Origin of the sequence: Sphingobacterium sp. SG20118 (genome assembly GCF_044740685.1) — a bacterium.
Lineage (GTDB): Bacteria > Bacteroidota > Bacteroidia > Sphingobacteriales > Sphingobacteriaceae > Sphingobacterium.
This window is the reverse complement of the sequence record NZ_CP172826.1, coordinates 940,919-966,089: the sequence shown is the minus strand read 5'-3', so window position 1 is coordinate 966,089 and position 25,171 is coordinate 940,919. Positions and strand designations below refer to the sequence as shown.

The 25,171-nt window shown below is 36.3% G+C and carries 18 protein-coding genes and 3 pseudogenes; 7 read left to right on the top strand and 14 right to left on the bottom strand.

The window, feature by feature from the left end; translation table 11 throughout:
- Positions 1-201 precede the first annotated feature (201 nt).
- The 3 genes and pseudogenes from ACFX5U_RS04485 to odhB all read left to right on the top strand — a co-directional run bounded on the left by ACFX5U_RS04485 (position 202) and on the right by odhB (position 5,675).
- Positions 202-1,461, top strand: coding sequence for a deoxyribodipyrimidine photo-lyase (locus tag ACFX5U_RS04485; protein ID WP_038696621.1), 1,260 nt, complete (start codon positions 202-204; stop codon positions 1,459-1,461).
- Between the two features lie 173 nt (positions 1,462-1,634).
- A pseudogene (locus tag ACFX5U_RS04480) lies at positions 1,635-4,374 on the top strand (2-oxoglutarate dehydrogenase E1 component).
- 64 nt (positions 4,375-4,438) lie between these two features.
- Positions 4,439-5,675 (top strand): annotated as a pseudogene (odhB, locus tag ACFX5U_RS04475) (2-oxoglutarate dehydrogenase complex dihydrolipoyllysine-residue succinyltransferase).
- A gap of 70 nt (positions 5,676-5,745) precedes the next feature.
- Here odhB and ACFX5U_RS04470 read toward each other — a convergent pair.
- Positions 5,746-6,165, bottom strand: a complete 420-nt coding sequence (locus ACFX5U_RS04470) for a SufE family protein (protein ID WP_038696615.1) — start codon at positions 6,163-6,165, stop codon at positions 5,746-5,748.
- Positions 6,166-6,180: 15 nt separating this feature from the next.
- Positions 6,181-7,419, bottom strand: coding sequence for a cysteine desulfurase (locus ACFX5U_RS04465; RefSeq protein WP_051959770.1), 1,239 nt, complete (start codon positions 7,417-7,419; stop codon positions 6,181-6,183).
- Positions 7,420-7,602: 183 nt separating this feature from the next.
- Here ACFX5U_RS04465 and ACFX5U_RS04460 point away from each other — a divergent pair.
- Positions 7,603-8,605 (top strand): annotated as a pseudogene (locus tag ACFX5U_RS04460) (acyl-ACP desaturase).
- A gap of 62 nt (positions 8,606-8,667) precedes the next feature.
- On the opposite strand, the gene ACFX5U_RS04455 reads toward ACFX5U_RS04460, so the two are convergent.
- The 8 genes from ACFX5U_RS04455 to ACFX5U_RS04420 form a co-directional block, all read right to left on the bottom strand.
- Positions 8,668-10,200, bottom strand: coding sequence for a peptide MFS transporter (locus tag ACFX5U_RS04455; RefSeq protein ID WP_038696611.1), 1,533 nt, complete (start codon positions 10,198-10,200; stop codon positions 8,668-8,670).
- A gap of 52 nt (positions 10,201-10,252) precedes the next feature.
- Entirely contained in the window at positions 10,253-12,019 is a 1,767-nt protein-coding gene (locus tag ACFX5U_RS04450; protein WP_400262606.1) for a peptide MFS transporter, read from the bottom strand.
- Between the two features lie 183 nt (positions 12,020-12,202).
- Positions 12,203-13,795 (bottom strand): peptide MFS transporter, encoded by a 1,593-nt coding sequence (locus tag ACFX5U_RS04445; protein WP_051959769.1) that lies wholly within the window; start codon positions 13,793-13,795, stop codon positions 12,203-12,205.
- Between the two features lie 59 nt (positions 13,796-13,854).
- Positions 13,855-15,438: a peptide MFS transporter gene (locus ACFX5U_RS04440; protein ID WP_081918310.1), complete on the bottom strand. Its 1,584-nt coding sequence runs from the start codon at positions 15,436-15,438 to the stop codon at positions 13,855-13,857.
- A gap of 356 nt (positions 15,439-15,794) precedes the next feature.
- Positions 15,795-16,682: a sugar phosphate isomerase/epimerase family protein gene (locus ACFX5U_RS04435; protein WP_280570001.1), complete on the bottom strand. Its 888-nt coding sequence runs from the start codon at positions 16,680-16,682 to the stop codon at positions 15,795-15,797.
- A gap of 30 nt (positions 16,683-16,712) precedes the next feature.
- Positions 16,713-17,441 (bottom strand): (Fe-S)-binding protein, encoded by a 729-nt coding sequence (locus ACFX5U_RS04430; protein WP_038696605.1) that lies wholly within the window; start codon positions 17,439-17,441, stop codon positions 16,713-16,715.
- A gap of 24 nt (positions 17,442-17,465) precedes the next feature.
- Positions 17,466-18,764, bottom strand: coding sequence for an MFS transporter (locus ACFX5U_RS04425; RefSeq protein ID WP_038696603.1), 1,299 nt, complete (start codon positions 18,762-18,764; stop codon positions 17,466-17,468).
- Between the two features lie 52 nt (positions 18,765-18,816).
- Complete coding sequence (locus tag ACFX5U_RS04420) at positions 18,817-20,133, bottom strand: D-alanyl-D-alanine carboxypeptidase (RefSeq protein WP_400262605.1); 1,317 nt, start codon at positions 20,131-20,133, stop codon at positions 18,817-18,819.
- Positions 20,134-20,419: 286 nt separating this feature from the next.
- On the opposite strand from ACFX5U_RS04420, the gene ACFX5U_RS04415 reads away from it, so the two are divergent.
- From ACFX5U_RS04415 to ACFX5U_RS04405, 3 genes are all read left to right on the top strand, one after another.
- Positions 20,420-21,544, top strand: a complete 1,125-nt coding sequence (locus ACFX5U_RS04415; protein WP_038696599.1) for a CofH family radical SAM protein — start codon at positions 20,420-20,422, stop codon at positions 21,542-21,544.
- A gap of 3 nt (positions 21,545-21,547) precedes the next feature.
- Positions 21,548-22,108 (top strand): SMC-Scp complex subunit ScpB, encoded by a 561-nt coding sequence (gene scpB / locus ACFX5U_RS04410; RefSeq protein ID WP_038696597.1) that lies wholly within the window; start codon positions 21,548-21,550, stop codon positions 22,106-22,108.
- 154 nt (positions 22,109-22,262) lie between these two features.
- The gene (locus ACFX5U_RS04405) at positions 22,263-22,436 is read left to right on the top strand and encodes a hypothetical protein (RefSeq protein WP_158500266.1); all 174 of its coding nucleotides are present in this window, start codon (positions 22,263-22,265) and stop codon (positions 22,434-22,436) included.
- Positions 22,437-22,546: 110 nt separating this feature from the next.
- Here the strand turns inward: ACFX5U_RS04405 and ACFX5U_RS04400 are convergent, their stop codons facing one another.
- The 4 genes from ACFX5U_RS04400 to prmA form a co-directional block, all read right to left on the bottom strand.
- Entirely contained in the window at positions 22,547-22,876 is a 330-nt protein-coding gene (locus ACFX5U_RS04400; protein ID WP_038696596.1) for a helix-turn-helix domain-containing protein, read from the bottom strand.
- Positions 22,877-22,949: 73 nt separating this feature from the next.
- Positions 22,950-23,366: a hypothetical protein gene (locus tag ACFX5U_RS04395; RefSeq protein ID WP_400262604.1), complete on the bottom strand. Its 417-nt coding sequence runs from the start codon at positions 23,364-23,366 to the stop codon at positions 22,950-22,952.
- Positions 23,347-24,321, bottom strand: a complete 975-nt coding sequence (locus ACFX5U_RS04390) for a Mur ligase family protein (RefSeq protein ID WP_400262603.1) — start codon at positions 24,319-24,321, stop codon at positions 23,347-23,349. Before ACFX5U_RS04390 ends, ACFX5U_RS04395 begins: the two co-directional genes overlap by 20 nt.
- A 4-nt stretch (positions 24,322-24,325) precedes the next feature.
- Positions 24,326-25,168, bottom strand: a complete 843-nt coding sequence (prmA, locus tag ACFX5U_RS04385) for a 50S ribosomal protein L11 methyltransferase (protein WP_400262602.1) — start codon at positions 25,166-25,168, stop codon at positions 24,326-24,328.
- Between the last annotated feature and the right edge of the window lie 3 nt (positions 25,169-25,171).

The following is a 25,171-nucleotide window of genomic DNA, read 5'->3' as shown; positions in this document are numbered from 1 at the left end:
TGAAACATTCAAATTTCGTTAATTAAAGATTAAACAAATAAAATACACGAAGGTTTAATTTGCCCTGCTTTTTATTCCCCTTTTTCTTTGTCCTTTTATTGTAAATATCTAAATATTGTCCCTAAAACAAACAATAACCTTATATATTTGTACTTCCTATATGCTTTTTTGAGGAAAATAATATAAAAAAATTATATCTGTATGGAAAAAAGGGCTGCTTTGATTTGGTTTAGAAATGATTTGAGGCTTCATGATAATGAAGTGTTTTTAGAAGCATCCTCAAAAAGTTCCTTCATCATCCCTATCTTTTGTTTTGACCCCAGATATTATGCTAAAAACCAATACGACTTTCTAAACACAAATGTAATTCGAGCAGCGTTTCAGCTTGAAACAGTAAAAGCACTAAAAGAAAAACTTCAATCTTTAGGTAGTGATTTAATAACTTTTGTTGGCTATCCGGAAGATATCATACCGCGTATCGCCCAAAAGTATGAAGTGGATGAGGTTTATCACCATCGTGAAGTAGCTTTCAGAGAAACATCAATCTCTGAAAAAGTGGAAGAGGAACTTTGGAAATGTAAAATTAATTTAAAGCATATTATCGGTCACACACTCTATCATAAAGAGGATCTACCATTTCCAATACGCGATATTCCGAATTCATTTGCGACGTTCAAAAAGAAAATAGAGCGTGAAAGTTTTGTCAGACCGACGGCCGAATTCCCTTCCAATTTTATGACCGCCCCGCATCTTGAAAAAACAACACTCCCAACACTGGAAGATTTGGGATACAGTATTGAGGAAATAGCACTGGTCAAAAATAAATTGATAATAGGTGGAGAAGATCTCGCTCTTGAATTGATGCAAACGGTATTGAATGACCCAAAGGGGTCGGAAAATGACTATACCTTATTATCTCCTTTCATTGCACAGGGTTCGTTATCTCCAATAAGTCTATTTCATGAAATCAAAAAACGAGATAACGGAAAGAAAAATAAAAGATTTGACCGCATCGTCGATATGTTACTCTGGAGAGACTATTTTAGATTTATGCTAAAAAAATATCCTAACGTTTTCTTCAAAGAAAAAGGATTTAAAAAGGTACTGACCAGCAGCACCAACGACCAATTGCTATTTGATAAATGGAGATTTGGTGAAACAGAAAATGATTTTGTGAATCAAAGTATGATTCTATTGCAAAAAACGGGGTATTTGCCTTATTTTGCCAGAATTATTGTCGCTAGTTTTCTAGTACAGGAATATAATATCAACTGGTTAAAAGGGGCCTATTGGTTTGAACAAAATATTTTCGATTACACACCTGCAACTAACTATGGTACGTGGTCCCATATCGCTGGTGTGGGAACGAGCGATAAAGATAACAACCCGATAGATTGGCGTAAATTAATTAATGCACATTACCCGAAAGGTATTCAAGTACCTGAGGATTACACGGACTAAATAACGAAATGTCTTTTTTGGATAACTAAAAAGACTATAGATGATATAAGGTCATTTTTTAAAGCTTAATAAAAACAAGAATAAATTGAATTTCGTCACTAAAATAATCAATCACAGTGCCTAAAACTCTATTTTTATTCCTAACTTTGACACATTCATATTTTTTCAAATAGATGGACAAACTTACATATTTGAGTAACGCTGACTCGAGCTACATCGACGGCTTATATCAAGCGTACACACAAGATCCAGAATCTGTAGATTTTGGCTGGCAAAAATTTTTTGAAGGTTTTGATTTTGGTCAAAATGCGGGCGAAAGTGTTGGTGCTACTGCGGATGCAACACCAGATCATGTTTTAAAGGAAATAAATGTATTGAACATGATCAATGGCTACAGAGACCGTGGTCATTTATTTACGCAAACAAATCCTGTACGTGAGCGTCGCAAATATTATCCTGGAAAAGAATTAGAGACATTTGGTCTTTCTGAAGCAGACATGAACACGATCTTTAATGCTGGTGTTGAAGTTGGCTTAGGCCCTGCCAAATTAAAAGATATTAGGCAATTAATTGAAGACACTTATTGTCGTTCTATTGGTGCTGAGTTCAAATACATCCGTAACCCTGAGAAAATCAAATGGTTGCAGGACCGTATGGAAGCTGACCGCAACAAACCAACCTATTCTTTAGATATCAAAAAAAGAATCTTAGATAAATTAAACCACGCAGTTGCTTTTGAAAGTTTCTTAGGAACAAAATTCTTAGGTCAAAAACGTTTCTCTCTTGAAGGTGCTGAAAGTTTAATTCCTGCTTTAGATGCTGTTATTGAAAAAGGATCTGAGTTGGGTATTCAAGAATTTGTTATCGGAATGGCTCACCGTGGCCGTTTAAATGTATTGACAAATATCATGGGTAAACCTTATAAAACTGTATTTTCAGAATTTGAAGGTAAAACTTATGCGGAAGATCCAGAAGTTAACTTTGGTGGTGACGTTAAGTATCACTTAGGTTATTCTACAGATGTCAAAACAGATGATGGCAAAACAATTCACTTAAGTTTAGCTCCAAACCCGTCTCACTTGGAAACAGTAGATCCAATTGTTGAAGGTTTGGTACGTTCTAAAATTGATATGAAATATGAAGGCGATTCTTCAAAAATCGCTCCTATTGCTATTCACGGTGATGCTGCTATTGCAGGACAAGGTGTTGTGTATGAAGTAACGCAAATGTCCAAATTGGATGGTTACAAAACTGGTGGTACGATCCACATTGTGATCAACAACCAAATTGGTTTTACAACAAACTATAAAGATGCACGTTCGGGTACTTATTGTACCGATGTTGCAAAAATCACTTCTTCACCTGTGTTCCATGTGAATGGTGACGATGCTGAAGCATTAGTATATGCGATTAAATTAGCCGTTGAATACCGTCAAAAATATAAAACTGACGTTTTCATTGATTTATTATGCTACAGAAGATTTGGTCATAATGAGGCTGATGAACCGAAGTTCACACAACCATTACTATACAAATTGATTGAAAAACATCCTAATCCAAAGGAAGTTTATGCAAAAAAATTAATCGAAGAAGGTAGCATCGATGAGTCTTATGCGAAAAAAATCGAAAAAGATTTCAAAGCTATATTACAAGAGAAATTAGAAGAATCGAAAGAAGTTGTCAATTTAACAGAAGAAACACCGATGTTTCTCCGGAGCTTGGAAAGGCCTTCGCCCTGCTAAAAAAGGTGAATCTTTCGAAACTGTTAAAACAAATGTTTCGGATAAAACATTTGTACAGTTAGCGAAAGAAATCACAACACTTCCTACTGATAAGAGCTTCTTCCGCAAAATCTCTCGTTTATTCGAAGATCGTGCTAAGATGATTGAAAAAGATTCTTACGATTGGGCAATGGGTGAGTTGATGGCTTATGCTACTTTGTTAAATGAAGGAAGTCGTGTACGTATTTCTGGTCAAGATGTACAACGTGGTACATTTTCACACAGACATGCCGTATTGACTTTAGAAAATTCTGAAGAAACATATACGCCATTAGCAAATATTAATGGTGGAGATAAATTCTCGATCTACAACTCACTACTTTCTGAGTATGCAGTATTAGGTTTCGAGTACGGTTATGCTTCTGCTAACCCACATGCTTTAACAATATGGGAAGCTCAATTTGGAGATTTCTACAACGGTGCACAAATCATAGTTGATCAGTATTTATCTTCTGCTGAAACGAAATGGAAACGTTCAAATGGCTTGGTCATGTTATTACCTCACGGTATGGAAGGTCAAGGCCCAGAACACTCTTCTGGTCGTATCGAAAGATTCTTAGAACTTTGTGCTGATGAGAATTTAATATTGGCAAACTGTACTACACCTGCTAACTATTTCCACTTATTACGTCGCCAACAGGTTCGCGAATTCCGTAAACCATTGGTTGTATTTACACCAAAATCGTTGTTGCGTCATCCAAAAGTTGTTTCTCCTTTGAAAGATTTTACTTCAAATACTTTCCAAGAAGTGATCGACGACGTAAATGTAACTGCGAAAGATGTAAAACGTGTATTATTCTGTTCAGGTAAAATATACTACGATTTATTAGAAAAACAAGAAGTTGACAAACGTAAAGATGTCGCTATTGTAAGATTGGAACAATTATTCCCTATTCCTGAGGAGCAATTGAAAGCAATCCATAAAAAATACAATAAAGCATCAGAATTTGTTTGGGTTCAAGAAGAAAACGAAAATATGGGCGCTTGGTCTTACTATTGCCGTAAACTAATGAATACAGAAATTGCGTTTACTGGATTTGTAGCACGTAAAGAAAGTGGCAGTACAGCTACTGGCTACATGAAACAACACATAGCGCAACAAGCTAAAATTTTAAATAAATCATTCGAATAAAAACAATTTTTATCCAATTGCGTCTTTTATCAAAAGACGCAATTGTCTGTAAAGAACATTATATATGAGCTTAGAAATTAAAGTACCAACCGTAGGTGAATCCATTACTGAGGTAACCTTGTCACAGTGGTTGAAACAAGATGGCGATTACGTTGAAATGGACGAAAACATCGCAGAATTGGAATCTGATAAAGCAACTTTTGAATTACCAGCTGAAAAGGCAGGTATCTTAAGAATTATTGCTCAAGAAGGTGATACTTTAGAAATTGGTGCGCTAGTTTGTACTATCGAAGAAGGTGGTGCTCCTACTGGTGATTCAAAACCTGCAGCTGCTGCTTCTGAAGAAAAAGCAAGTACACCAGCTACAACTAACGTTGCTGATGAGAATCCAGATTCTTATGCTGCTGGTACTGCTTCTCCTGCTGCTGCAAAAATTTTAAGAGAAAAGGGAATTGATCCTGCTACGATTAAAGGTACAGGAAAAGAAGGTCGTATTACTAAAGAGGATGCTGAGAAAGCAATTTTAGCTCCTAAAGCTGCTGCTGCTGCACCTGCAAAAGAAGCTCCTAAAGCTGCTGCTCCAGTTGCTGTAGCTGGTGCTCGTAACGAACGTCGTGAGAAAATGACTTCATTGCGTAAAACTATTGCTAAACGTTTAGTTTCAGTGAAAAATGAAACTGCTATGTTGACTACTTTCAATGAAGTGAACATGCAGCCTATCATGGACTTACGTGCTAAATACAAAGATTCTTTCAAAGAGAAACATGGTGTAGGCCTTGGGTTTATGTCATTCTTCACTAAAGCGGTAACAACTGCATTGCAAGAATGGCCTGCTGTAAATGCGAGAATTGAAAACAATGAATTGGTATATTCTGATTTCGCAGATATCTCAATCGCAGTTTCTGCTCCTAAAGGATTAGTAGTTTCCTGTGCTTAGAAATGCTGAATCGATGTCTTTGCAAGAAATCGAAAAAGGAATTGGTGCGTTAGCTGTAAAAGCACGTGACAATAAATTAACGATTGATGAAATGACTGGTGGTACATTTACAATCACCAATGGTGGTGTTTTTGGATCGATGATGTCTACTCCAATCATCAATGCTCCACAATCGGCAATCTTAGGTATGCACAACATCATTCAACGCCCAGTTGCTGAAAATGGTCAAGTAGTTATCCGTCCGATGATGTACATCGCGTTATCTTATGATCACCGTGTAATTGACGGTCGTGAGTCTGTAAGCTTCTTAGTACGTGTTAAACAATTATTAGAAGATCCAGCTCGTTTATTATTACAAGTATAATAATAAATAGCATTATAAAATAAAAGGCCCATCTGACTAATTCAGATGGGCCTTTTATTTTATAACTAACTTAACCTCTAGCTTGTAGCGCTAAAGCGTATAATTTCATTTGCTTCACCATGGATAATAACCCATTTGCGCGCGTTGGGGAAAGATGTTCCTTAAGGCCTATCTGATCTATAAAATATAAGTCAGCATCCACAATTTCCTTTGCAGTATGTCCTGAAAGTACTTTCACCATCAAACTGACCAACCCTTTTGTAATAATAGCATCACTATCTGCTGTGAAGTAAACCTTTCCATCCTTTACTTCTGGAAACAACCATACTTTTGATTGACAGCCTTTGATGATAAAATCATCTTTTTTATGTTCTTCACTTATTAATGGAACTTCTTTTCCTAACTGGATGATGTATTCATATTTTTCCATCCAATCTGTAAAAAAAGAAAAATCATCAATTAATTCATTTTGTATTTCGCTAATAGTCATTACTATCTATAATTTTTAAACCAACATACTTGCTGCCCTTTTCAAGCCAGCGACTAAGATATCTACTTCTTCTTTCGTATTATACAATGCAAAAGAAGCGCGTATGGTGCCTGGGATTCCAAATTGATCCATCACAGGCTGTGCACAATGATGTCCGGTTCTAACAGCAATACCTAATTTATCGAGGATAACGCCTACATCATAAGGATGTGTACCGTCAATCAAAAATGAAATGACCGAACTTTTCTGTGCTGCAGTACCAATAAAACGTATACCTGGTACCGTTGCTAACTGCTCTTGTCCGTAAGATAATAACGCTTCTTCATAGGCAGCAATTTGCTCAATGCCGATCGCATTGATATATTCAATTGCAGCATTCAAACAAATTCCGGCTTCGATATTGGGTGTACCAGCTTCAAATTTAAAAGGCAATTCATTGTAAGTAGTCTTTTCAAAGGTCACTTCTTTAATCATATCTCCCCCACCTTGGTAAGGTGGAATTGCATTTAAAGCCGCTTCTTTTCCATATAAGACTCCAATACCTGTAGGTCCATACATTTTATGTCCTGAGAACACAAGAAAATCGACATCCAAATCTTGAACATCCAATTTAATATGTTGGATAGCTTGAGCTGCATCCAATAAAACAGGGACTTGATGCTCATGTGCTATAGCAATCATCTCCTTTACAGGATTGATGGTTCCTAACGAATTGGAAACGTAAGTGAAAGAAGCAATTTTAGTTCTATCCGAAAAAAGTGCTTTATAGGCATCTAAATCTAGTTCTCCTTTTTCATTCATGGGGATCACTTTCAAAATAGCTCCCTTTTCTTCACAGATCATCTGCCATGGGACGATATTAGAATGGTGTTCCATAGCGGAAATAATAATCTCATCGCCAGCAGAAATATTCACCTTGCCAAAACAGGTGGCAATAATATTTATACTATGGGTAGTACCGGTAGTAATGATGATTTCGTGTTCATGCTTTGCATTGATGAAAGCTTGAATACTACGTCTTGTCACTTCAAACGCATCGGTAGAAATTTGGCTTAAATAATGAACTCCTCTATGGACATTACTATTCATCTGGGAATAATAATGCGTAATCGCATCAATAACAGACTGCGGTTTTTGAGTAGTCGCTCCATTATCCAAATAAACTAAAGGCTTTCCATTGACCTCTCTTTTCAAGATTGGAAAATCAGCCCTAATCTTATTTACATCGAAATCTTTCAATTTTTTTTGCTCCATGATATAAACAAAGTTAACAGTAATTTAGCGAAAAAATGTCTTCATTATCTACTTTTTAAATATAGATTGAGATTTCTACAGCATTTTTTAAGAAAGGTGGATTCTTGCTTTTTATCATATAAACGTATAATCTTTCTTTTAATACAATTTATATTGAACCGATTTAATTATCTTTGTATTGATATGCAAGAATTACCTCTAAATTTACCCGAAGGCTCACGAAGAGAAGTTATGAGCTATTTGGAAACCGTTCATGCTAAATGAGATGAGCGAGTACTTAAAGCCTGTAGATGAAATGTGGCAACCTGCAGATTTTCTACCTGATGCTTCTAGGGATACATTTTTTGACGAAATTAGAGATTTACAAGAGAGTGCAAGAGAACTTCCATACGATTTAGTTGCTGTTCTAGTTGGAGATACCATTACAGAGGAAGCTTTACCTACATATGAATCTTGGTTAACGATGGTTGACGATGTAGAGAAAAACGAGCAAGGTGGCTGGATGAGATGGGTACGTGCTTGGACTGCTGAAGAAAACCGTCACGGTGATCTTTTGAATAAGTATCTATATTTATCTGGAAGAATTGACATGCGTCAATTTGAAATATCTACTCAATATTTAATTAAGGATGGTTTTGATATCGGTACTGGTGCCGATCCGTATCGTAACTTTATCTATACTTCCTTTCAAGAGATTGCGACCAATGTTTCTCATCGTCGTGTCGCTGGACTTTCTAAAAAGAATGGCGATAAATTACTGGCGAAGATGTGTGGTGTGATTGCTGCAGATGAAGCGCGTCATGCAAAAGCCTATATGTCTTTTATATCGAAAGCTTTTACGGTAGACCCAAGTGAAGTTATGATTGCTTTTGAGGATATGATGCGTAAGAAAATTGTGATGCCTGCGCAGTTCTTAAGAGAATCGGGTGAGCCACAAGGTGAAGCATTTGCACACTTCTCTGATGCAGCGCAACGTCTTGGTATTTATACTGCCCTCGATTATGTTGATATTTTAAAAGAATTGAATACGGATTGGAAAATAGACCAGGTAACTGGTTTAAACGAACAAGGTGAAAAAGCAAGGGATTATTTAATGAAACTTCCGGATCGTTTATTACGGTTGGCAGATCGCATAAAAATACCTGAAAAAGAATATAAATTTAAATGGATCTACGATCAGAAATAAAAAAAAGCTCGATATTTAATTATCGAGCTTTTTTTTATGTTTAATAATCTGTCATGATCTGATTATTTCACTCCTCCCATTAATTTCTTCACGAATGGGGAAAGTGCGATTAATACAATACCTGCAATCAAGGAGTAAAGTCCGAGCTGCTTATAACTATCGGTATAGGTTACCAATTTATCTGCCAAGGAATCTCCCTCTCTGGCTTCTGCCATATGTGCGCCAATTAAGCCAGCAACATATTGTCCATATGCACTTGCTAAAAACCACATCCCCATCATGATGCCTTGAAGTCTCCCTGGAGACAACTTAGTCATTATGGATAAACCGATAGGCGACAAGCATAATTCGCCGACAGTGATAACAAGAAGAGCTAAAGTAAAGATGTCCAAAGAAGCAATGCCATCCTGTGCGAAAAACTTGGTACCAAATAACACATAATAGCCCAATCCAAGAAAAATAAAACCTAATCCAAATTTAATGATCGTATTTGGTTCCATCTTTCTTTTTGATAACCAAATCCATAATAATCCAAAAATTGGTGCTAAAATAATGATAAAGAACGCTCCTCCAGAATTATTGACTCCATTTGGATCCAAATGAACCAATCCTCCCATCATGGAATCATTCAGATTCTTAGCAGCAAAAATGCTCAAAGAACCTCCACTTTGTTCGTAAATACCCCAAAAGATAATGGAAAATAAGATGAAGACTAACGCCGCAATCAATTTATTTCTTTCGACTTTAGAGAGCTTTGTCATTTCATAAAACAGATAGATCAACGTTAATGGACCTATTAGGTACATAAAATAATCTGTATATTCCGTTTTAGAGACCATCACCTGAACAAGAGGAATCATGAGCAAAGTACTGATATAAACGACATACTCAGCCCATTTAGGTAATTTTTTGGCTTTTATGATTGCATCTGGATGTCCAGGTTGTAAACCAATAGGTCCTAGATGACGTTTCGTAAATTGAAAATTGATTAAACTGACAAACATACCGACAGCAGCTAAACCAAAAGCTACGTTCCAGCGATGTGCTTCATCAATGATGGAGGTCAACATATACCCTTTTCCAATCGCCACACAGATATAACCACCAAGGAATGCTCCCAAGTTTATTCCGGCATAGAATAAAGAGAAACCTGCGTCACGACGGTTGTCATCCGAACGGTACAACTCCCCTACCATCGTTGAAATATTAGGTTTGAAAAACCCAGTACCAATAATAATAAATGCGAGTCCAAAGAAGAAAAACTGATGTGGATCTGTTGCTAACAAAGCACTTCCTATTATCATCAAGCTACCTCCCCAGAAGAGCGACTTTCTAAATCCCAATATTTTATCTGCAAATAGACCGCCGATAAAAGTAAAAGCATATACAAACGCTTGTGTCGCGCCATACTGCAAGTTTGCCTCTTTTTCTGCGAAATTAAGCTGGGTAATCATAAAGAAAACCAGCATACCTCTCATGCCATAAAAGCAAAATCGTTCCCACATTTCCGAGAAAAATAAACTCCAAATCTGTTTCGGATATTTACCTTCAAAATGTTGAACCTGTTCTAAAGTTTGTTGTCCTTGTTTTGACATTTCTATTATTATTAAAAAGAGCTTCCTTAACAGGAAGCTCTAACACATTTTATTATTTAACGCCGTGCATTAATTTTTTAATAATGGGATTGAATACCATTACTAATAAACCTGCGGCAGCTGGAATTGCTGTGAACAAAAAGAAGAAATGGCTCAACGAATATTCCTGTTGGATCGTCTCTACTTGCCCCCCTAATACGGCGGCCACTTTCTGTGCGATGGCAATCGCTAAATACCAAATTCCAAACATAAAGGCTAACATACGTGCTGGAACCAATTTCGACACATAGGAAAGACCTACAGGCGAAATGAACAGCTCGCCCAATGTATGGAATAAATAAGTTAGTATTAAAAAAATCATGGAAATCTTAACTCCCTCTCCTATTCCCCAAGAACCTAAACCGATTACCAAGAATCCTATGGCGACTAAAATTAAACCATAACCGTACTTCATCGCAGCAGATGGGTTGTATTTAGATTCCCACAACTTAGAAACAGTAGAAGCCAGCGCAATGATAAAGAATGAATTTAAGGTAGAGAACCAAGAAACTGTTATTTCTGATGCTTCTTTAGAGAATTCGTTTTTCAACATCCAGATAGCTGCACCCCATATTAACACAAAACAAAGAATCAAAATGATATTTGACAAAGCAATCTTTTTCCATGTTGCTTTGGCTAACTTGAGCAAAACCCATGAGATCAATGCTAAAGGTACGATTGTCAACAAAGCATTGATAATATTGAATGTCGCTAAAGCGGTTCCTGTTAAACTCCGATCAATATAGTCGCGAGCAACAATGACTAAAGATGTAGCACCTTGTTCAAAACTCATAAAGAAAAATATCAAAAAGAACGCTAAGAAGACCACAGCAATCATTCGATCTCTCACTATTTTATCATAGCGTCCGATACGGGAAGCAATCAGATAGATGAAAAGAATTAACGCCACAATGATCATGAGGTACTGCCCTCTTAAAAATGGCAGATCCAATGCACTGAACATATCTATAATTCCATTTTTAGATAATGGATCATTGAAAGCATATAGAAAACCGATAATTGAAACGATGGAAATTAAAATATAATCAAGGGAAGTAAAAGGGTTTCTCTTGTCAGAATCTGCTAGTAACTGCTCTTCGTTGCTCAATTCTTTTGAGGTATCTAGGACTCCTAAATTACCCATAAGAGGCTTAGCAAATACAAACTGTAATGTGCCTAAAAGCATAAAAATACCTGCTAGTCCAAAACCCCAATGCCAGCCTTGCGTTTCTGCGATATAACCACAAAGCATCATACCAAAGAATGCACCAGCATTGACTCCCATATAAAAAATCGTGTAAGCACCGTCTTTCTTTTCTGGTAAGTCTTTGTACATTTCTCCTAAAATAGAAGGCATATTCGGTTTGAAGAAACCTGTTCCGATAACAAGACAAGCTAAGCCTATAAAGAACATAACCTGGGTATCAAATGCCATCGCAGCGTGTCCTATTGTCATGATAATCGACCCGATAATGACTGCTTTTCGAGATCCAATATATTTATCAGCAATAATTCCACCTAATATCGGCGTCAAATAAAGCATCATCGCGTAAGTACCATATAATGCACCTGCCTGTTCTGCACTCCATGCCCATCCTCCTTTTATGACCGCAGCTGTTAGAAATTGGATCAATAGTACCCGCATACCATAGAACGAAAAACGTTCCCACATTTCGGTGAAAAATAATACAAATAACCCCGACCGCTGTCCTAAAACATTTGATTTATAAAAATCCGTATTCGTCCCTCCTGAAAATGAAGCCTTAGATGCTTGACTCATATTTATATTTTAATCTAATTATATGTATTAAAAATATTGAATTAATAGTCTACAAAGAAACAAAAAACAATCGCATTTTTTAGGGAATAATTGTATTATATCTATTATAAGACCACATTTTTGAATCAAAAAAAGGCGTTCCAGATGGAACGCCTTTTTAATACGATATAAATGCAACGCAAGTTAATTAATACCGTGCATCATTTTCTTCAATTTAGGATTTAGAATAAGTAATATTAAAGCAGTTGCTGCTGGAACAATGGCAAAAATCATAAAGAAATAAGACATAGAGTGTTCTGCAGTAATTCGATCAATATATGAGCCTAAGTAACCTCCAATAAAATTGGCAATTGCTGATGCACAGAACCAAAATCCGAATAATAATCCTAACAATTTCTTAGGTGATAATTTGCTCACGTAAGACAATCCAACTGGTGATAAACAAAGTTCGCCAGTAGAGTGAAAGAAGTAAGCAATAACTAACCAAAGCATACTCACAGTAGCTGTCTTAGCTCCTTGTGGGACCTCACTAGCTCCATAGGCTAAAGCTGCAAAACCAATACCAACCATAACAAGTCCAAGGGCAAATTTCACTGGTCCTGATGGGTTCCATACTTTTTCCCAGAATTTACTGAAGGAGTTTGCTAATGAGATAATAAAAAAGGCATTTAAGATTTGAAACCAAGAAGCCGCTACTTCGGTTTCCGTTGCTCCAAACTCTCTAAAGACTTTCCATAGGCCCAAGCACCAAATCACAGCAAATGATATTGCTGTAAAGATGATCGTTAAAGGATATAGCTTATAGATTTTTTTTGCCAAGGCATATAAAACAATACTCACAATCACCATAGGTGCAATTGTCAAAATGGTATCGATCCATTTAAAAGTTGTTGCTGCACTTCCTGAAAGTACACGTTGTGTATAATCTTTGGCAAAAATAGACATCGATCCACCTGCTTGTTCAAATGCTAAAAAGAATACAATACTGGCAATCATCAAAACAGCGATAACGATCAAACGATCTCTAACAACATTTGCAGGAATCACCTCTTCTGCTTCTTCCTCATGATTTTTTATTTTCTCGTCATGGAAAGCTTTGGTTGCTTTTGGAGATTCCCCGATAACGCCAAAAATCCGTTGCGCAAAGTAAAACTGCAACATACCAAAGAACATGAATACACCTGCTAATCCAAAACCAAAGTGCCAGCCAACTTTCTCCCCGATGTAACCACATAATAACATGCCTAAGAATGAACCTGCATTGATTCCCATATAGAATATGGTGTAGCCTGCATCTTTCTTAACGCTGGCATCTGGATAAAGATTACCAACCATGGAGGAAATATTAGGTTTGAACATTCCATTACCAAGAATCATTAAACCAAGGCCGATATAAAAGAAATTTGGATTTATTCCTTCAAAGGCCATTGATAAATGACCCATCGTCATGATTAAAGCACCTATGAGAATGGCTTTTTTGAATCCTGTCAATTTATCGGCAATCATTCCACCGATCAATGGTGTCAGGTATACCAATCCAGTATAAAGACCATATAACTTCATGGCCTCTTCATTACTCCAACCCCATCCGTTGTCAGCAAGGGAACTGATTAAGAACAATGTTAATAAGGCACGCATGCCGTAATAACTAAACCGTTCCCACATTTCGGTAAAAAATAGGACAAATAATCCCGCAGGATGTCCAATTACCATCTTATCGTCCACACCTTGTTTTTTCAAATGGATAACAAGAGCTTCATCTCTTTCTTGATACATATATTTATTTATAGGGTTATCTAAGATAAAATTTTAACAAAATAATAAAAAGATATGGATTAATGAATTCCGTGCATCATTTTCTTGATACCAGTATTACATGCAACCAAAACTAGGGCAAATATAAAAGAAACAACCGTAAACATCCCAAAGAAATAAGACATAGAATGTGTAGCCGTTATATCATCTATGTAAGAACCTATAAAACCTCCTATAAAATTGGCAATTGCATTTCCACAGTACCAGAGTCCGAATAAAAGACCTATCACTTTTTTAGGAGATAATTTACTTACATAAGATAGGCCTACAGGTGATAAGCATAGCTCACCAACAGTTTGTAGGAAATAGGCCAATACGAGCCAGATCATGCTTACTGAAGCTGTTTTAGCTCCTTGTGGAATAGTTAAACTGCCGTAAGATAGGACAGCAAAGCTTAAACCGACAATAGCCAGGCCTAAGGCTAATTTAATTGGGCCCGATGGGTTCCATACCTTTTCCCAAATGCGACTAAAAGAAGTGGCTAATGTGATGATGAAAAAAGAATTCAACATAGGAAACCAGGAGACTGTGATTTCAGAACTTAAAGCATGGTATTCGCGAAATAATTTCCACCCGCAAAGAATCCAAATGATCAGAAATGATAAAGCTGAACAAATAACAATAAAGGGGTACTTGGACCATATTTTCTTGGCTAAAGCAAATAAAACAGTCGAAACAACAAGGATGGGAAATATGGTCAATGCTGCATCTACCCATTTAAAGATTATTGCGTTCTGCCCCTCCAGCATCCGTTGCGTATAATTTTTCGCAAAAATAGTCATCGAACCTCCTGCTTGTTCAAAAGCCAAATGGAAGATAATACTTGCAAACATAAATATACCGATGACTAGGAGACGGTCTCGCGTCACATGTGAAGGTGTTTTTGATTCATTTGGGTTAGTCGCCTCTACTACCTTCATCTCTTCGCCAACATGAGGTGAATCACCTATGATGCCAAATATTTTTTGAGCAAAATAAAATTGCAACATGCCTAGAAACATAAATATACCCGCCAGACCGAATCCAAAGTGCCAGCCTACCTTCTCTCCGATATAACCACAAAGCATCATTCCTAAAAATGCTCCACCGTTAATACCCATATAGAAAATAGTATAACCCGCATCCTTCTTACTACTGGAATCAGGATATAACTTACCAACCATGGATGCAATATTGGGTTTGAACAGTCCATTTCCTAAAATCATCAAAATCAAACCAAGGAAGAAAAAATTGGCATGTAATCCTTCTAATGCCATCGCTAAATGGCCCATCGTCATAATAAAAGCCCCTATTAATATTGCTTTTTTATACCCCGTCAAGCGATCTGCTATCACTCCTCCAATAAGCGGAGTGAAAAATACAAATCCAGTATAGAGGCCATACAATTTCATGGCTTCCGCATTGGTCCACCCCCACCCTCCATTTGTAATCTCACTGATTAAAAAAATCGTCAATAAAGCACGCATGCCGTAGTAGCTGAATCGCTCCCACATCTCGGTAAAAAACAGTACGAATAGTCCTGCAGGGTGTCCCTTGACTAAAATATTTTCTATTTGTAATTCCTGCAAATGTGAAGCAAGTGCCTCATCTTTTAACTGACTCATATTTGGGTTTGTTACGATATTGATTACTGTTCTTTTAAAAAGGAGCTGCAAATTACTAATTTATTTCAGATGCCCAATCAAACCATATAATTATTCCTACATCGAACGATAACCTGCATAGAAAGCGGATGAACATAACGATTCATAGGAAAAGGGATTGCCAGCTTCTTTATCAGAAAATAGAACTTTTAAATTTGGAACTTGGGCAGATCAGACCGAATAGTAAATCTGGCACACGGATATGGAGAATGGAGAAAAACAAGAAGGTGATAAAACATACCCCCCTAAATTATGCTGGCGCATCGTTTAGGGGGGTAGTATCAACAATTATAGCGTTGATGGTTGGCATCAAAAGATTAAATTGTAGGGCGCAAACGCTCTAATAATTTTTTGGATGCGATAATACCATCTACTTCACTCAGTTTACTTCCTTCGTATTCGATACCGATGTAACCTTTAAACTTAGCGTCTTTAACGATTTTAAGCATACGTGTGTAATCAATTTGAGTTTCATTACCCTCTGCGTCAAAATCGTGTGTTTTTGCACTCACACCTTTTGCATACGGCATTAAATCAGTAACCCCTTGATAACGGTCATACTCATAGAAGTTTCCTAAATCAGGTAAACTTCCACAATTCTTTTTACCAACAGTCTTTAGCGTATCTGCTAACCAATCACCGTGTGATGAAATACCACCATGATTTTCAACGATAACGCTAATTTTCCCTTTTTTACCATAATCCGCTAACGTTGATAAACTTTCGACAACTGCCTTTTTCACTTCTTCTGGTGTTCCTTTACCTGCAGCGTTTACACGTACGGCATGACAACCTAAGAAATTAGCTGCATCAATCCATTTATAATGGTTTTCAACAGCTTGTTTACGTTTCGCTGGATCTTCGTCTCCTAAATTACCTTCACCATCAATCATGATAAGCACGTTGCGTACCCCATTGTCTTTGGCGCGGTTGTTTAAGTCTTTCAAATAGGTCATGTCCTGTGCTTTATCTTTAAAGAAAGCATTGACATATTCAACTCCATAAATTCCGAACTTTTTAGCTGCTAACTCAGGGAAGTCGATATTTTTCAAATCACCTTTAAATAATGTTTGGTGCAATGACCATTCTGCTAATGAAATATCAAACCAATTCTTTGGTGCAGCAAACAAATCTAGGCTTGGCATTAAAGCTACTCCTGCAGCTGTCAATCCTAAGTTTTTCAAAAAATCTCTTCTTGAATTCATAATTTTAGTATTTAGTTTAAGTTTCTATTTTTAAATATTTCCCCAACCAGTTGTTAAAACATCGACCAGATGAATGGTCTTGATTGGTAATCTATGTTGATCGATATAAGCTTGCAATTGAAGTAAACAAGAGGCATCCGTCGAAATAATATAATCGGCATTCATATCCAGGGCATTTTGCACTTTCTGCTCTGCCATTGCTGATGATATTCCTTCAAATTTAACCGAAAAAGTTCCCCCAAATCCACAACAAACTTCACTATCTTTTACTTCGACCATTTCCAAGCCGAGCACTTTGCTCAACAGATGTCTGGGTTCATCTTTTATTTTACATTCTCGCAATGCAGAACAAGCATCATGGTAAACAGCAATTCCTTCTAATTCTGCTCCAAAATAATCTTTCTTAGCTACATTCACCAAAAAGTCGGAAATTTCAAATATATTTCGTTGTATTGCTTTACAATGTGACTGCTCGATGGAGCTCTTAAATAAATCATTATAGCTGTATTTGACCATCCCTGTGCAAGATGCTGAGGGTGATACAATATAATGTTCGGCACTAAAATCTTTTAAAAATTTCTGACCTACGACTTTTGCGTCATCCCAGAAACCGGCATTGTAAGCAGGTTGTCCACAACAAGTTTGCGCTGCGTTATAAGAAACTTCACATCCTGCTTTCTCTAACAATCGTATGGTATTAAAAGCCGTTTCCGGATACAATTGATCGATAAAACAAGGAACAAAAAGTTCAACTTTCATATTTTATTTTTCTAAAATTTAAAATTAGGATTTATTGTACCTCAATAGACGCATTAACAGTAACAATCCAATTACAAAAAATAAAGATAAGGATAATGCCGAATATCTGATGTTATGCGTGATTTGTTCGATCAACGCAAATGAAAATAACCCCACTACAATTGCTAATTTCTCTGTTACATCGTAAAACGAGAAAAAAGCGGTGGTGTCTTGTATATCTTCAGGAATCAATTTTGAAAATGTCGATCTCGAAAGTGATTGAATACCTCCCATTACCAATCCAACTAAGGCCGCTAATATGTAAAATTGCAACTCGGTTTTTAGAAAATATGCCGAAACGCAGATTCCAATCCAGATAACGACCACCAACATCAATACTTTAATATTGCCAATCCGCGCGGACAGTGCTGACATCAGATAGGCCCCCGCAATCGCAACCAGTTGAATGAGCAGAATCGTACCGATCAATTTCGTAGCTCCTAAGTGTAATATCTTTTCTCCAAAAGCTGATGCTACGATCATCAGAGTTTGAACCCCTATACTGTAAAAAAAATAGGCTGGTAAAAACTTTTTTATCTCTGCTATATGCTGAATATGTCCCCATACCGATAGGATCTCAGACTTTACTTTTCCCAATAAAGACAATCCCAATCCTTTACTTGTTGCTGGAATATTGGGAAGATACTTAAAAGGAATAAGAGAAAATCCTAACCACCAAAGACCAACCATTAAAAATGATATCCTTGCGGGTAGAGATGGATCGGATATACCAAACCATTCGGGTTTCAATACAATTATAAAGCATAAAATCTGTAGGGTAACACAGCCAACATAACCATATGAAAAACCCTGCGCACTGACTTTATCTTGCTGATCGACCGTTGCGATAAGTGGGAGATACGAATTGTTAAAAAGAACGCCCCCAATATAGCCCATAGCAGCTATCACAAAGCAGATAATGCCTATTTCTAATGTTTCTAACTTAAAAAAGAATAATCCCATACAGGCAATAGCGCCAATCACGGTAAATAATTTCATGATTTGCTTTTTCTTGCCATTTGCATCGGCATAGGAAGAAATGAATGGTAACGTCAATGCCATTAACAAATAAGCAATCGCTAATGCAAAATTGGAGAGGGCGGTATTGACGAATTCTATCCCAAAAAAGTGAACCACATCCCCATGCTCTTTTGTATTGGTAATCGTTGTATAATAAACTGGAAAAATTGTCGATGTAATCACCAAATTATAGGCCGAGTTGGCCCAATCGAACATCGCCCATGAACGAATTAATTTTTTATTGTTTTTTTGTACAATCGACATATTCAAGGTTTAGAAAAATAAAAGTAAGAATTAAGCTTTGCAAATTGAAATATTAATAATTTTGTCTTATATAGGTCATGATAGCGACCATTTCCTGGCGTATTTCACTGTTCTTTTCGTCGATAAAATTATTATTTAAGAACGAGAAGGCCAGCTTCTTACCTGATCTGGTGATGAGATATCCACTCTGACAATAAACAGAAGTGATCGTACCCGACTTCGCGAATACAAATGGGACACCTCGGTCTGTGCTATATGCCCTTTTCAACGTTCCATCGACACCTCCTGCTGAAAACAGCTTAAACCGATTCGATTCATCTGGAACTTTTTGTTTCACAGCTATCAAAAGCTCAATCATACTTTTAGGTGTGACTTTATTATAGCACGACAGACCTGAACCATCATGCAAGACAACTTCATCAGCAAAACGCTTATAATAATTTTGCTTCATCCAATCTCGAACTAGATACGTATCAAATTTTTCAAACTTTTGCAGGGAGGCCATCATCAGGATTTGTTCCGCCAAATAATTATCGCTGGGTAGCATCATTTCGCGCAGAACATAGCTTGTAGCATTGGAATAAATTGTTTTTACCGTAACTGGCTTATTATAGTCTATAATCTCTACCATTTTCCTCAATGTATCTGACAACAATTTAACCACTAAAGATGCTGAGGATTTAAAAGGGACTTCGTTGACATATTTATTCGGCACCGTTTCTCTCGATTTTAAAAATCTATTTTCAGTAAACGACCTACTCATTGAAAATTTACCTTTATCGAGCGATTCTTCAGTGTGCAGCATATCTTGAAAATAAGTAGGGACTACACGCATTTGATTATTAGCGGTACCTCGAAAGGTAACTACATTCCCATAAATGGGAAGTGTGGCAATCTCCGGTTGGTAATAGGCATCAAAATCATCCATGGCCCAACCCGCTGCAAAAAACTTATTCTGCATCTTGGTTGGTACATAAAAAAGCTTCTTATTTGAGTTTTTCAAAAAGTTGTATACAATATGGGAATCCATTTTACTATGTAAAAATGTAGGATCACCGGTTCCCCAAAACAAAAGCGAATCTCCTTTTTCAATGTACTGAATACCTGGTATAGAATCGCCAAGCATTTCTAATGCAGTATAAAGTGTGAAAATCTTAGTGTTAGAAGCTGGTGTAAAATATTTATGCCCGTTTACATCGACCAGAAATTGATTTTCATCCAAATCATAGAGTGAGAAACCAAAAAAATGATCGTTCAATATCTTAGACTGTTGCAACTTCTCATAAACATCAGCAAAGTCCTGAGCATAAACACCGTAACTATTTATAATTAAAATAAGAATAGTTACTACTTTCTTGAATCCTATCATCTCTGTAAAAATACAAAAATTGGAACATAAAAATAGTCTAACAGATTTTGTATTGTTCTACTTAACCGTTTAAAATTGGAAAAATGAGTCCCGAATCATGAGTAGCTCATAGCCTATTTTGCTATTCATGATTCGTAAGAAAATAAGCTAAATAAAAATCGTTAACTTAGGTAAACGAGCGTTATCGTAAAAAAGATAGAGACTTTTTGATTATTCCGATCACTATTACTGAAAACTTACAGCCAATCAATAAATATAATGCAAAAGGTGCTTATATTTGTTCTTAATGAATGTAAACAATTTATTAGAAAAAGCCTTAAAATTTGAGTTCTTAACCAAAGAAGAAGGCATGTATTTATATCACCATGCAGCTACGGCAGACTTAACTTATGTTGCTAATGAATTACGCAAGATACAAGTGCCACATGGTAAAGTTACTTGGCAAATCGACCGTAATGTAAATACTACAAATGTGTGTATTGCAAACTGTAAATTCTGTAATTTCTTTCGTCGCCCTGGTCATGAGGATAGTTACATCACAGATATTGAAACCTATAAACAAAAAATTGAGGAAACCTTCTTATATGGTGGAGATCAATTATTGTTACAGGGTGGACATCATCCAGATCTAGGTTTGGCGTTCTATACCGATCTTTTCAAGCAATTAAAAGACCTTTACCCTACGCTGAAACTACATTCCTTAGGCCCTCCGGAAATAGCCCATGTCGCTAAATTAGAGAACTTGTCCCACATTGAAGTTTTAACAGCAATGAAAGAAGCTGGCTTGGATTCACTACCTGGTGCTGGAGCTGAAATCTTAAACGATCGCGTAAGACGTTTGATTTCAAAAGGAAAATGTGGTGGTAAAGAATGGTTAGATGTTATGCGTGCAGCACATCAAATAGATCTTCCTACTTCTGCGACCATGATGTTTGGCCATATCGAAACTATCGAAGAGCGTTTTGAACACTTTGTTTGGGTAAGAGAAGTGCAAGCTGAGAAGCCAGAAGGACACTTCGGTTTTACGGCATTTATTCCTTGGCCATTTCAAGATGATGGTACTTTATTAAAAAGACTCCGAGGAATTACAAATGATGTGACTGGGGAAGAATATATCCGTATGATAGCTTTAAGTAGAATCATGCTTCCTAATATCAAGAATATTCAAGCTTCTTGGTTGACCGTTGGAAAAAGAACTGCTCAACTATGTCTACATGCTGGGGCTAATGATTTTGGTTCGATTATGATTGAGGAAAATGTTGTTTCTGCAGCTGGTGCCCCACATCGATTTACGGCTAATTCAATTCAACAAGCAATAAAAGAAGCTGGTTTTGAACCGCAACTTAGAACGCAACGTTATGAGTTTCGCGAACTTCCTGAACATATGGTTGAACAAGTTATCAATTATTAATCGGTGAAGGATATTATACGCAACATAGAAGCTATTATATATGCTTCGGAAGACGGAATTGCATTGCAGGACATTAAGCATGTGCTTCAAGAAGCGTTAGCGATTGAAATTTCTAAAGAGGAATTGCAAAACTTAATCGATAAAGTTGTTGAGAAACATGCAAGTGAGGATGAGGTATTGGAATTAAAGGTCATTAATAATGCCTACCAATTTTTGACAAAAGCTATTTATCATGATACAATCAATCAATTGCAGATTCATCGTGACAAGAAAAAGCTCAGCCAAGCAGCGCTCGAAACTTTGGCTATCATTGCCTATAGACAACCTATTACCAAATTGGAAGTTGAACAAATAAGGGGTGTCAGCTGTGATTATACGATTCAACGTCTTTTAGAGAAGAAGCTGATTCAAATTGCTGGGAAGGCTGATTCAATTGGAAAACCATTATTGTACAGCACAAGCGCACAATTTATGAATCACTTCGGAATAAATGGTGTACGAGACTTACCGCAACTAAAAGATATCGTAACTGTAGAGAATGAGATTGGCGAGGTGGTCGAATAACGACAATAGTCATTTTTTATTTCATATACAAATACCTTAACAATATTAATAATCAACATTTTACGTTGATTATTTTTTTTAAAAAAAAGTTTAAAGTTCGAATTTTGTTACATAATTTTACATTATTAAATAAGCAAAAATAAAGTATATTTTTATGAACACGGCAATGATGAAAAGTGAATCTATGACTGTAGTAGATGATGAGAAATTTGGTTCATTTAATGGACCTGATGATGATTCTGACGACATCTTAGAAGATGACTTTAATTTAGAGGACATTGATTCTATTGGTGGATTTGACGATTTCGGAGACGAAGACGACTTTTAACGTAAATCAATCCCACGTATAGAAAAACAACTTAACGTTGTCAATCAAAAAGTAAGAAGGCTTGCAGAGATGATCTGCAAGCCTTTAATTATCCCAAAGGTGAATAAACCTTATTTTTTGTGCAATTGTTCGTAAAGATCGATTACTTTCTTTTGCAAGTCAATAACTTCGGTCTCACGCATCTGCACTTTTTTAGTTAATTCAGCCAACTCATTCAACGCTTCTTTATCTTCTTCCATATCGGAAGTCGATAATAGTTGAACTACTGACAAATTAAATAATTTTGAAATCTGGTTTAAACGAGAAAGATTAACATCTGTAATTCCTGTTTCAATTTTTGAAAAAGCTGGAATAGAAATATCTAGTCTTTTCGCTACATCTTCTTGGCTCCATCCTTTTTGATGGCGCAGTAATCTGATTTTTTTTCCTAATGCATTCATTTGGTAGATTTTTTTATTTACAAAACAAATATAATATAAAATAATTCCCAATCAAATAGCTTACGCAACTTTATTAATAATTCTTAAAAAAATGATCCGCGAGTTCGGTCAAATTAACCCCACTGTAATTGCCCGAACTCATCAGCAATAAATTATTGCCTTTTGATTTAAAATTCTCAAGGAATTCGTACAGGTCTTTTATATTCGTTACAATGTCCAAATCTGACCGATTAAAGGCGATTCTAATATCTTCTAGCAAATGTGTCGTACACTTATTAACCTCTTTAATTGACTCCATATTGACAAACACAACAGGGAGATCAGCTTCGTTCATCGTATCCTTATACTGGTTGACAAACTTCTCATCCAGACTGTCGTAAGCGTTCAATTCAATGATAGCAACCAATTTTTGACTTGGAAATTGCTCTTTGATTGCATGAATACTTGCCTTCAGCTTTTTGGGTGTATGATCAAAGTCTTGGTACACCACGGAAACCTTCAAAACTTGCTACAAACTCCAAATAACGGATGGAACTCTTGAAAGTCTTAATGGCTTCAAAAAAATCATCTTTCTTAATCCCAAGCCACTCACATACGGTATATGCACCAGCAATATTCGACAGGTTATATTTTCCAAAAACCTGTAATGGGATATCACCTTTAGTAGCTTTTACAAATGTTGTTCCCTTATTTATCGTATATTCAGGTATTTGATAACCATGTCGATTAATTTTACAGGATTTTGTATCATTGATGATTTTCTGAATGTATTTATCTTCTTTATTATAGATCAATGTCCCTTTTGATTCTATGGTATTGATAAAATCTTCAAATTGTTTTAAGTAGTTATCAAAGGTTATCGTAGTACTGTATTCATTCCAATTAATGCCACTAATAAGTGCAATATTAGGTTTGTAAAACATAAATTTTGACTTGCTACTCAAACTGGAAGCTACATTTTCATCGCCTTCAATTAAAATAATCTTATTTGTCTTTGTTATTTCGATTAAATTATCAAAACCCTCCAACTGCGCACCCACTAAATAATCAAAAGGTCTTTCAAAAGTTTTTAACACATGCATAATCATGCTCATAATTGTGGTTTTCCCATAACTACCGGCAATGACTACACGTGTCTTATCTTGAGAAAGCTCTTGAATAAACTCCGGAAATGAATAGATCTTGAGGTCCAATTCTTGGGCCTTTAATAGTTCTGGATTATTCACAAGAGCATGAGCCCCTAAAATAACAGCATCTATATCATCCGTAATTTTTTCTTCAAACCATCCTAATTGTTCAGGTAGTAAACCTGCATCAATAAGGTGGCTACGGGAAGGTTCTACAATTTGATCATCAGACCCTGAAACCTGATGACCTTGCCTCTCCAGAGAGATCGCAAGGTTGTGCATGATACTTCCTCCTATCGCAATGAAATGTATGCGCATATTATTATTTTACTTTCACGAATTTAGCAGAACACCAATTGTCCAAAATTTTATTAGAAATAAGTTCAAAACCGATGGATTCTGCACGTTCTTTCAAAATTGATAAATCTTCTCCTTCGAAAAATCCACTAATATACAACTCCCCATTTAATCGTAAAGACTTGCTATATTGAGGAAATTGTTCCATTAGAATATTACGATTAATGTTGGCCAAAATGGCATCGAACTCGCGTCCAACAATAGTTTCATAAGATCCTAATTTTGCTTCAATATTTGTGATGTTGTTCAGGACTTTGTTTTCCTCGACACTTGCAACACAAACATCGTCAAAATCCACCGCAAATATTTCTTTTGCTTTTTTCTGCGCTGCTAATATAGCTAATATACCTGTACCACAACCCATATCCAACACTTCCTTGCCTTGAAATTCATTTTCAAGAATATAGCGAAGCATCATTGTCGTCGTTTGATGATGTCCTGTTCCAAAGGACATTTTGGGGTCAATAACGATTTCATGTGGTATTTCTGGTTTGGGATCATGGAAAGTAGCTCTAACGTAACACTGATCATCAATCATTATAGGATTAAAATTACTTTCCCATAGCTTATTCCAATTCTGTTCTTCAATGTCTTTCACCGCATAACGAACCTCAAAACCATCTTCTTGTTTCAAGATAACTGTTTCCAAAGCTTGAAGATCAAGGTTTGCAGTAGGTATGAACCCTGCAAACCCCGATTCTCTATCTTCAAAAGTATCAAAACCTATATCAGCTAGCTCGGCAATAAACAGATCCTGTTGCCACTCTTCTCCTGCTATTCTTGTGAATATTACCTCACTGTATTTCATAAT

Coding starts and splice junctions, on each gene's coding strand:
- ACFX5U_RS04485 (WP_038696621.1), top strand. CDS start 202: ATGGAAAAAAGGGCTGCTTTGATTTGGTTTAGAAATGATTTGAGGCTT.
- ACFX5U_RS04470 (WP_038696615.1), bottom strand. CDS start 6,165: ATGACTATTAGCGAAATACAAAATGAATTAATTGATGATTTTTCTTTT.
- ACFX5U_RS04465 (WP_051959770.1), bottom strand. CDS start 7,419: ATGGAGCAAAAAAAATTGAAAGATTTCGATGTAAATAAGATTAGGGCT.
- ACFX5U_RS04455 (WP_038696611.1), bottom strand. CDS start 10,200: ATGTCAAAACAAGGACAACAAACTTTAGAACAGGTTCAACATTTTGAA.
- ACFX5U_RS04450 (WP_400262606.1), bottom strand. CDS start 12,019: ATGAGTCAAGCATCTAAGGCTTCATTTTCAGGAGGGACGAATACGGAT.
- ACFX5U_RS04445 (WP_051959769.1), bottom strand. CDS start 13,795: ATGTATCAAGAAAGAGATGAAGCTCTTGTTATCCATTTGAAAAAACAA.
- ACFX5U_RS04440 (WP_081918310.1), bottom strand. CDS start 15,438: ATGAGTCAGTTAAAAGATGAGGCACTTGCTTCACATTTGCAGGAATTA.
- ACFX5U_RS04435 (WP_280570001.1), bottom strand. CDS start 16,682: ATGAATTCAAGAAGAGATTTTTTGAAAAACTTAGGATTGACAGCTGCA.
- ACFX5U_RS04430 (WP_038696605.1), bottom strand. CDS start 17,441: ATGAAAGTTGAACTTTTTGTTCCTTGTTTTATCGATCAATTGTATCCG.
- ACFX5U_RS04425 (WP_038696603.1), bottom strand. CDS start 18,764: ATGTCGATTGTACAAAAAAACAATAAAAAATTAATTCGTTCATGGGCG.
- ACFX5U_RS04420 (WP_400262605.1), bottom strand. CDS start 20,133: ATGATAGGATTCAAGAAAGTAGTAACTATTCTTATTTTAATTATAAAT.
- ACFX5U_RS04415 (WP_038696599.1), top strand. CDS start 20,420: ATGAATGTAAACAATTTATTAGAAAAAGCCTTAAAATTTGAGTTCTTA.
- ACFX5U_RS04405 (WP_158500266.1), top strand. CDS start 22,263: ATGAACACGGCAATGATGAAAAGTGAATCTATGACTGTAGTAGATGAT.
- ACFX5U_RS04400 (WP_038696596.1), bottom strand. CDS start 22,876: ATGAATGCATTAGGAAAAAAAATCAGATTACTGCGCCATCAAAAAGGA.
- ACFX5U_RS04390 (WP_400262603.1), bottom strand. CDS start 24,321: ATGCGCATACATTTCATTGCGATAGGAGGAAGTATCATGCACAACCTT.
- prmA (WP_400262602.1), bottom strand. CDS start 25,168: ATGAAATACAGTGAGGTAATATTCACAAGAATAGCAGGAGAAGAGTGG.